This is a genomic window from Rhizobium sp. NLR10b (genome assembly GCF_019685435.1).
In the GTDB taxonomy this organism is placed as follows: Bacteria; Pseudomonadota; Alphaproteobacteria; order Rhizobiales; family Rhizobiaceae; genus Rhizobium.
The window spans coordinates 1-8626 of record NZ_JABDWV010000036.1; the positions used below are offsets into that span (position 1 = coordinate 1).

Here is an 8626-nt window from a genome sequence, read left to right on the forward strand (position 1 = left end):
GATCCGATGTGCGGACATCTGTTCGTGTTCCGGGGGCGCGGTGGAGGTCTGATCAAGGTGATCTGGCATGACGGACAAGGAGCCTGTCTGTTCACGAAGAAGCTGGAGCGCGGCCGCTTCATCTGGCCGTCAGCCGCTGACGGCACGGTGGTGATCACACCGGCCCAGCTCGGTTATCTGCTCGAAGGCATAGACTGGCGGATGCCGCAAAAGACCTGGCGGCCAACATCGGCAGGATGAGCAAAAGAACTGGAATGGCGGACTCGAATATGATTCCATCCTGCCATGAGCGACGCGACTGATGAGCTTCCGGACGACCTTGCCAGTGCGCTTGCACTGCTGGCCGAGGAGCGTGCCCGGCGTATCACTGCCGAGGCAGAAGCTGCGATCGCCAAGGCGCAAGCCGCCAGCGCAAAGGCGCTCGTGTCGCATTCCGAAGCGCTGATCGCGCGGTTGAAGCTGGAGATCGAGAAGGTTCGCCGCGAACTTTACGGCAGCCGGTCAGAACGCAAGGCGCGACTCCTCGAACAGATGGAACTGCAGCTCGAGGAGCTGGAAGCTGACGCTGGCGAAGACGAACTGGCGGCAGAGGTTGCGGCCAAAGCCTCGACGGTCAGGGCTTTCGAGCGCAAGCGTCCATCACGGAAACCATTCCCTGAACATCTGCCGCGCGAGCGTGTCGTTATCGCGGCCCGGGCGAGCTGCCCTTGTTGCGGTTCGGGCAAGCTGTCGAAGCTGGGCGAAGACATCACCGAGACCCTGGAGGTCATCCCGCGTCAGTGGAAGGTGATCCAAACGGTGCGGGAGAAGTTCACCTGCCGCGAATGCGAGAAGATCACCCAGCCACCAGCTCCTTTCCATGTGACGCCGCGGGGCTTTGCCGGGCCCAGCCTTCTGGCGATGATACTGTTTGAGAAGTTCGCGCAGCATCAACCGCTGAACCGCCAGAGCGAGCGCTATGGCCGTGAGGGTATCGACCTCAGCCTGTCGACGCTGGCAGATCAGGTCGGCGCTTGCGCCGCGGCGCTGAAGCCACTCCATGCGTTGATCGAAGCGCATGTCCTGGCTGCCGAGCGGCTGCATGGTGACGACACCACAGTGCCGATCCTGGCGAAGGGAAAGACCGATACGGGTCGCATCTGGACCTATGTCCGAGATGACCGGCCGTTCGGCGGGCAATCGCCGCCGGCGGCTCTCTACTATGCTTCGCGAGATCGACGACAAGAGCATCCCGAGCGCCACTTGAAGACCTTCACCGGCATTCTGCAGGCTGATGCCTATGGCGGCTACAATCCGCTGTTCAAGGTAGACCGCGATCCGGGGCCGCTGACGCAGGCGCTCTGCTGGTCGCACGCGAGGCGCAAGTTCTTCGTGCTGGCCGACATCGCCACGAATGCCAAACGCGGCAGCCGCGCCGCGCCGATCTCGCCTATGGCGCTGGAAGCCGTCAAACGGATCGATGCGCTGTTCGACATCGAGCGTGAGATCAACGGACTTGCCGCCGACCAACGCCTGGAGCACCGTCGCAAGGGCAGCCTGCCGCTTGTCGGCGAACTGCACCGCTGGCTTCAAACCGAGCGGGCAAAACTGTCGCGCAGTTCTCCCGTCGCCGAGCCGATCGACTACATGCTGAAGCGCTGGAACGGCTTCGAGTCTTTCCTCGACGACGGCCGGATTTGTCTCACGAACAATGCCGCCGAGCGAGCGCTCAGGGGTTTTGCACTTGGAAGGAAGTCGTGGCTCTTCGCCGGATCGGATCGCGGCGCTGATCGTGCCGCCTTCATGGCCACGCTGATCATGAGTGCCAAGCTAAACGACATCGATCCGCAGGCCTGGCTTGCTGACGTCCTGGCCCGCATCGCCGACACGCCAATCAGTAAGCTGGAGCAATTGCTTCCGTGGAATTGGCAGCCGCACGGACTGAACGCTCAAGCAGCCTAACCTGCGGCCTTCACCGGATGCTTACGCCTTAGCAGGATTACGTCCCGTTTCATGGCTGCATGGCGAGGGGCCACGCGGTCACATCCTTTTGGTAGCGGTGCGTCTTCCGTCGAGGAAGGTTAACAGTGCTGTCGTCAACATACTGGCGTTGGCGACAGGCTTCGGTGATCTGCTCGGCCGGAAATGAGTAACCGCCATTACTTCAACAATCATTTACGTTGAACGAGCCTGGTGATCTCGCTGATAACGTTATGTCGCGCATGATGCCAGTCTGCCGCCTTGCTTGCGGCGCAAGTCTAGTCAACCGGCTGAAAGCAATAGGCGTTCGTAAGGGGCGATCGCAAGGGAAAACAGACGCTCAATGCAAAAAAGCGCCTAGGTCCATGGCGGTACTATCCGTAGACCGGGCAACCGGCGCGGGCTGGCGTCAAATCCCTTTAGGCCTGTCGTTTGGGTCAAACTGAATGATCGTGATCCAATTGGCAGTGAGTGCCGGTCGGCTCTCGTTCTCGATCTCGACCGTCACCTCGTAAGTGGTCACCAGCATGCTTGCGCCGCGAAATTGACATCCAGAGAGAACGAAGCGACCGCGCACGCGGCTACCGGTCTTAACCGGTGACATGAAACGCACCCGGTCTAAGCCGTAGTTAAGGCCCATGGTCTGCTCGCGGATCCTTGGCATGCCGCTTAAGTTCATCGCCGACAGAAGCGAGAGCGTCAAGAAGCCATGAGCGATAGTGCCACCAAACGGGCTTTCGACTGCTGCGCGTTCCGGGTGCACGTGGATGAATTGATGATCGTGTGTCGCATCGGCGAAGAGATCGATTGTGGTTTGATCGACGGTGATCCATTCGGATTTACCGAGTTCCTGGCCAATTCGCGACGGCACGTCGGCGAGCGAAAGTTCGTGCATACGACCTCACTTATTTGATGTCTGGTCAAGTCTTGGATTTTCTGGGAGGCGAGTTGCGACTTAAATCGTCACAATCATTCGACTGTGACTGATTTAGCCAGATTCCGCGGCTGGTCCACATCTGCCCCCATGACGATCGCCGTGTGATAGGCAAGAAGCTGCAGCGGCAGAGAAAAGATCATCGGCGCGATAATCTCCTCAACATTAGGCAACACGATGGTGTGCATGGTGGGGAGTTTCGACATCGACGCTCCCGTCTCGTCGGTGATCAGAATGATACGGCCGCCGCGGGCGGCCACTTCCTGCATATTGGAGACAGTCTTATCGAAGAACCGATCATGGGGCGCGATGACGATGACTGGCATATTTTCATCGATCAGGGCGATCGGACCGTGTTTTAATTCTCCTGCCGCATAACCTTCAGCATGGATATAGGAAACCTCCTTGAGCTTCAGCGCACCTTCCATGGCCAATGGGAAATTCGTGCCACGGCCGAGATAGAGCACGTCGCGGTAATGCGACAATTCCCGCGACAAGAGCTCGATCTTCGGCTTGATGTCGTTTAGCACCTGTCGCATAACGCCCGGCAACGTCGCGAGACTTTGGACCAGCGCCTGCTCCTCGTCGTCCGTGATTGTGCCCCGCGCCTTGCCTGCGCCGATGGCTAGTGCAGCGAGAACAGCAAGCTGGCAGGTGAATGCCTTGGTAGAAGCAACGCCGATCTCTGGCCCGGCGAGGATCGGAAAGACGGCATCTGCCTCGCGGGCAATAGTTGATTCTGGGGTATTGACGACAGCGCCTATTCTCAGACCTTGTGCTTTGCAATAGCGTAGCGATGCAAGCGTGTCAGCCGTCTCACCAGATTGAGAGATGAAGAGCGCTGCCGACCGCGGCGACAACGGGATTTCGCGATAACGGAATTCAGAGGCGACATCAATTTCAACCATTAAGCGTGCGTAGCGCTCGAACCAATATTTGCCAATCAGTCCCGCAAGAAATGCCGTGCCGCAGGCAGAAATTGCGAGGCTCTCAACCCTGGCAAATCCGATGTCGGCTGCAATGGCTTTGACATGATTTTCGTTGACATCGATGTAGTGACCAAGAGCACGGGCGATGACCTCGGGTTGCTCGTGGATTTCCTTCTCCATGAAATGCCGGTGATTGCCCTTGCCGACCACGCCGGCCTTAGCAAGCGATATGTGCCGCGGGCGCGTAACGACTTTGCCTTCGATATCGAAAACATGGACGCTCGTTTTGCCTACAACAGCCCAATCTCCATCGTTCAGATATGTGATGTCATTGGTGAATGGAGCAAGAGCGATCGCGTCGGAGCCTAGAAACATCTCACCATCGCCATGGCCTATCACTAATGGTGGTCCATTGCGCGCCACCATAATGGTCGCGGGATCATCCTCAAACAGGATGGCAAGAGCGAAGGCGCCCTTGACGCACTTCAGCATGGCATGCATGGCCTCAAGGCATCCCATGCCATCTCGACGGAATTTTGTCAGGAGATGCGCGATCACCTCGGTGTCCGTGTCGGTCTGGAATTTGGCCCCTACCTCCGCCAATCCGTCCTTTAGCTCGGAGAAATTTTCGATGATGCCGTTATGAACAACGGCTACACCATCGGCAAAGTGCGGGTGAGCGTTGCATTCTGTCGGTGCGCCATGGGTCGCCCAGCGCGTGTGGGCGATGCCAACAGTGCCGCCAAGGGGCTCTTTTTTTAGTCTCGTTTTAAGGTTCCCGAGCTTGCCTTCTGCGCGGCGTCGGTGCAATCCTCCCTCGAAGATCGTAGCAATGCCGGATGAATCATAGCCGCGGTATTCCAGCCGCTCCAAGGCTTCTACCAGCCGCTCCGACACGGGCTTACGTCCCACTATGCCAACAATCCCACACATGCTCGTCACCCATGTCCCAAGAGCCCCCGACCGGTAATCAGGAAGGCGGACGCCGCTCGGTGCGTGTCCTCCAGCGGGTGCTATTAAATCCAAACAGATTAGTAAAATTGATAGTTGCGATAGCTATCATCCATGATATGGATGCGGCTCCCTCAGTAGGGCCGATTGACGCTGAACGCGGTGAGTGGTGCCTTCTGCAAAGTGTCGACGATTAAGCTACGCCCGGGTGTTGGGCGCCTGCCTCTGAAAATGTTCGCGCCAACAGGAATCGGTATTTGCCGACGACATGGCGCGCGCATGTCATTCGGCACGACCAATTGTCTTTCATCATGCGCACGGACTGAAAGGCAATTCGTTTTTCTGCAGGTGAAGCGGTATGTGTCTGCGGGCTGAAGCCGTAATTGCCCCTTTGCATGCAAACGTGATCACGAATCGGTCAGCAGGACTGCCCAGCCGCATTTGCAAAGAGGTTTGCGTCGGATTGAAAGTGCCGACAGTTGGAACCGCAAGGGCCATGGCGGCCCAGAAGTTCCGTTCGCACAAGCAAAGAAACTACCCCTTACCGCCGGATTTACCCCAACGCCTGCATTTATGATTTCGGCAAGCGTCCACCAGCCTTGAGCCGAGCTGGATTTCCCATGGCCGTGCTTCCTGCAGGAACATCTCGCGTGACCACACTACCAGCGCCAATGACAGCGTGATCGCCAATCGTCACGCCCGGCAGAATGATCGCTCCACCGCCGATCCAGGCGTGCCTGCCAATGCTGACAGGTCGTCCCAACTGCAGTCCAGCCTGGCGCTGCTCTGGATCATGTGGATGGTCCGCGGTATAAATCTGCACAGCAGGGCCTATTGCGGTTCCGTCGCCGATAGTCACCGCTGCCACGTCAAGGATGACGCAGTTGAAATTGATGTAGACCCAAGCTCCGATCCGGATGTTGAACCCGTAATCGCAGTGGAACGGCGGACGAATAGCAGCTCCAAGGCCGACCGCTCCCAATCGTTCTAACAGGAGCGCATGCCATTGCTCGGCGGGCTCGCCCAGCGTGTCATTATACCGCTTCAACCAAGCCCCGGTGACGAGCAGCTCGGCTTGGATCTCGGGGTCCGCTGCGTTGTACATTTCGCCTGCCAGCATCTTCTCTTTTTGGCTGCGTGTCATCGTCACTTCTCAGATCTTGTTTGCGGGAGGACGGCACTTGAGTGCGACTACTTCGCGATCAAGCTAGCTAGCACCTGGCACGATATCGGGCGCAGGCGGAGGTGAAATTGATAGTAACACTCCTTGTTCGTGGCAGAAAAGGATGAGGCGTCAACTTTAATCCACCGGCGAGCCGAGTGAGAACTCCGGCGACCAAAATAGTCAGGCTCCTGCTCCCCGCGAACGTGATGAAAGCCGAATGACGTGGCTGCGCGGACGAACATTTTTCAGATGCGCGAGTATCTGCGAACTTGCAGCGAAACCTCGCTGACGGGAATCGGGGAGGCCTGCTTCAGGCATTTGAAGCTGGCCTTACAAGGGGTCGATCGTGACGATCTTCACTTCATTGCACCTGCTTGAACGCAAGGACAGCATTCATGCCGCCCATGGCGAAGGCGTTGCTCATGGCCACGCGCACCCTGCGCTCCCGGGGCACGTTTGGCGTGATGTCCAGATCACAATCGGGGTCTGGCTCGCGATAGTTGGCGGTGGGCGGCACGACATCTTCCTGGATCGCCATCACGCAGGCTATCATTTCTAGCGCACTTGCTGCCCCGAGGCAGTGCGCGTGAGTGGATTTGGTAGAGGAAATGGACATCGATTGAGCATGGTCACCAAAGACGCGCTTAATCGCCGTCGTTTCGATCTGATCGTTGGCCTTGGTGCCGGTGCCATGGGCGTTGAGGTAGTCTACATCCTCGCCATTTAAACCCGCATCAACAAGGCAGGCGCGCATCGCCGCTTCCGGCCCATGCACAGCTGGTGCAGCGATGTGGTAGGCATCGGCGGAAAGGCCGATACCGGCGACCTCGGCAAGCATCGTTGCGCCGCGGGCGGCGGCATGCTCATAGCTTTCCAGCACGGCCATGCCCGCACCCTCGCCCAAAACTAGTCCTTTCCTGTCTGCGGAGAATGGCCGACAAGTATCTGGAGCGAGTACGCGCATTGCTTCCCATGCCTTAAGCACGATCCACACGAGTGGCGCGTCGCTTCCTCCAGCTAGCATGACGTCCGCCCTACCGAGCTTGATCTGGTCTACCGCTGAAGCGATCGCGTGGTTGGCCGAGGCGCAGGCGGAGGTGGCACCGAAGACTGGCCCCCGCAGCCCGAGGTTCATGCTTACCTGACAGGCAGCTGCGCTAGGCATTGCCTTTACCCCAGTGAATAGCTCAGTGCGGGTCGCGCCGCCCAATAGGAGGGTGCGGTAGGCCTTCTCGGTAGCGTCCCAGCCGCCAAAGCCAACGCCCACTGTCGCGCCGAAACGATGGGCATTTCCTTCCTCGCACGAAAGGCCGGCCTGTAACATGGCTTCCTTAGCTGCAAGCACGGCAAGCAGGCTGAAGCGGTCCATGGAGATGAGCTGCTTGCGATCAATGTCGTGTTGAGGCAGCACCTTGATCTCGGTCCCGATCATCCCCTTCAGCTCATGAATCTCTGAGTTTGAGATCGGGCCGATGGCGGAGCGGCCTTCGCGCATCTCCGTCCAGATAGAGGAAGCATCGGTGCCCAGTCCGCACAGTCCGCCCAATCCGGTGATAACGACGCGCTTGTCCATTCAGACCTCCCTAGTGAGCAAGCCACGGACAGCTTCCACCACGTCGCCGATATTGTTGAGGTTCGACCAGGCATCCGCCGTATTCATCTCGATCTTGATGCCGTAGATTTGCTCCAGATCCCAAAGGACATCGGCCAAACCCAGCGAATCGATGCCAAGCGAAGTCAACTCCGTGTCAGTCGTTATTTCGCCGAGCGCTACGGTCGTTCTCTCGCCGTTTTCAGCTTTGACGAGCTTATTGATCGCACTGATAATTTCCAGTGTGAGTTGATCAGCCATTTGTGTTCCTTTCCATCATGCCTAATTTCGACAAGCCGCCGGCCTTGCGAGAAGACCCGATCCAATTGCTGCTAACATCGGAAGATGTTCCGGCTCGTCTGCGAAGTGATGACAGAACCGACAAAATTACCGAACCTCACCGCGCGGCTGCCTTGCTATGGATCATATGAAATGATTGGTAAAATTGATTGTGTGGATCAAAAGCATCCACGCCATGGATCGTGGCTCGGCGCATTGCGCGGCTGAATTCATTAGCCGGCGGCGTTTCAAACCCTCCAGGAAAAGCGTGATTACGATCGAAAGTATTGAGCTTTGGCCCTTCCCGGGCCGGCGCGTTATCAGTGCGGCGCAGGAAGCATGTGCGGGAGGTCGATGAAGTCGCCGCGGCGTGATGCTGGTTTTCATTGAGCCGAACATAAATGGCAGGAATAAAGTTTTGAATCACTTTGCATTAGGCCAGGTAAAGCATACATGGCACCTTCTCAGCTAGAAACGATCGCTCTCGGCACAATGGTTTAGATCGCTAGATGAGCTGAGGCAGCGGGACCCACCTATAACGCGTTGCCTCGTTTGGGGACCGAATGCATCGGTTCCAATGATCAGCGCCCATCTAACTACTGGGGCTGTGGAATGAACCCGGCGGTGCCGCTTACGACGTACAACTTTGCATCTCAGATTCCATGCGCGAAGCCTCTTTGATCATAATCTTGCGCATCCATATGTTTCCAGGATCAGTGTTGTGAAGAGCCGGCCATTGGACAGCCTCAGTGAACGAAAGCAGTGGCAAAGGATGCTCGATGATCCGTAAGGGGATAGTTTGTTCGTAATGTTTGACC

General features: G+C 57.6%; 8 protein-coding genes and 1 pseudogene. 2 read left to right on the forward strand and 7 right to left on the reverse strand.

Going from position 1 to position 8626, the window contains the following annotated elements:
• Together tnpB and tnpC are read left to right on the forward strand one after the other, a co-directional pair.
• A partial coding sequence (tnpB, locus tag HJB91_RS29970; RefSeq protein ID WP_221156875.1) for an IS66 family insertion sequence element accessory protein TnpB occupies positions 1 to 240 on the forward strand: 240 nt, incomplete at its 5' end.
• Positions 241 to 285: 45 nt separating this feature from the next.
• The gene (tnpC, locus tag HJB91_RS29975; protein WP_221156877.1) at positions 286 to 1941 is read left to right on the forward strand and encodes an IS66 family transposase; all 1656 of its coding nucleotides are present in this window, start codon (positions 286 to 288) and stop codon (positions 1939 to 1941) included.
• A 427-nt stretch (positions 1942 to 2368) separates the two neighbouring features.
• On the opposite strand, the gene HJB91_RS29980 is transcribed toward tnpC, so the two are convergent.
• The 7 genes and pseudogenes from HJB91_RS29980 to HJB91_RS30010 all read right to left on the reverse strand — a co-directional run.
• Complete coding sequence (locus HJB91_RS29980; RefSeq protein WP_221156880.1) at positions 2369 to 2854, reverse strand: MaoC family dehydratase; 486 nt, start codon at positions 2852 to 2854, stop codon at positions 2369 to 2371.
• A 74-nt stretch (positions 2855 to 2928) separates the two neighbouring features.
• The gene (glmS, locus tag HJB91_RS29985; protein WP_221156882.1) at positions 2929 to 4755 is read right to left on the reverse strand and encodes a glutamine--fructose-6-phosphate transaminase (isomerizing); all 1827 of its coding nucleotides are present in this window, start codon (positions 4753 to 4755) and stop codon (positions 2929 to 2931) included.
• A gap of 589 nt (positions 4756 to 5344) precedes the next feature.
• Positions 5345 to 5917 (reverse strand): nodulation O-acetyltransferase NodL, encoded by a 573-nt coding sequence (gene nodL, locus HJB91_RS29990; protein ID WP_221156884.1) that lies wholly within the window; start codon positions 5915 to 5917, stop codon positions 5345 to 5347.
• Positions 5918 to 6299: 382 nt separating this feature from the next.
• Entirely contained in the window at positions 6300 to 7511 is a 1212-nt protein-coding gene (locus HJB91_RS29995; protein ID WP_221156887.1) for a beta-ketoacyl synthase, read from the reverse strand.
• Positions 7512 to 7790, reverse strand: coding sequence for an acyl carrier protein (locus tag HJB91_RS30000; protein WP_138396802.1), 279 nt, complete (start codon positions 7788 to 7790; stop codon positions 7512 to 7514).
• Between the two features lie 136 nt (positions 7791 to 7926).
• On the reverse strand, positions 7927 to 8235 hold the full coding sequence (locus HJB91_RS30005) for a hypothetical protein (protein WP_221156889.1): 309 nt from the start codon (positions 8233 to 8235) through the stop codon (positions 7927 to 7929).
• A 204-nt stretch (positions 8236 to 8439) separates the two neighbouring features.
• Positions 8440 to 8626: pseudogene (locus HJB91_RS30010) on the reverse strand (LysR family transcriptional regulator); the annotation flags it as partial.

What these genes read in the sequence shown, in the direction of transcription:
- HJB91_RS29980 (WP_221156880.1), bottom strand. Translation starts at nt 2,854, where the DNA reads ATGCACGAACTTTCGCTCGCCGACGTGCCGTCGCGAATTGGCCAGGAA.
- glmS (WP_221156882.1), bottom strand. Translation starts at nt 4,755, where the DNA reads ATGTGTGGGATTGTTGGCATAGTGGGACGTAAGCCCGTGTCGGAGCGG.
- tnpC (WP_221156877.1), top strand. Translation starts at nt 286, where the DNA reads ATGAGCGACGCGACTGATGAGCTTCCGGACGACCTTGCCAGTGCGCTT.
- HJB91_RS29995 (WP_221156887.1), bottom strand. Translation starts at nt 7,511, where the DNA reads ATGGACAAGCGCGTCGTTATCACCGGATTGGGCGGACTGTGCGGACTG.
- HJB91_RS30000 (WP_138396802.1), bottom strand. Translation starts at nt 7,790, where the DNA reads ATGGCTGATCAACTCACACTGGAAATTATCAGTGCGATCAATAAGCTC.
- nodL (WP_221156884.1), bottom strand. Translation starts at nt 5,917, where the DNA reads ATGACACGCAGCCAAAAAGAGAAGATGCTGGCAGGCGAAATGTACAAC.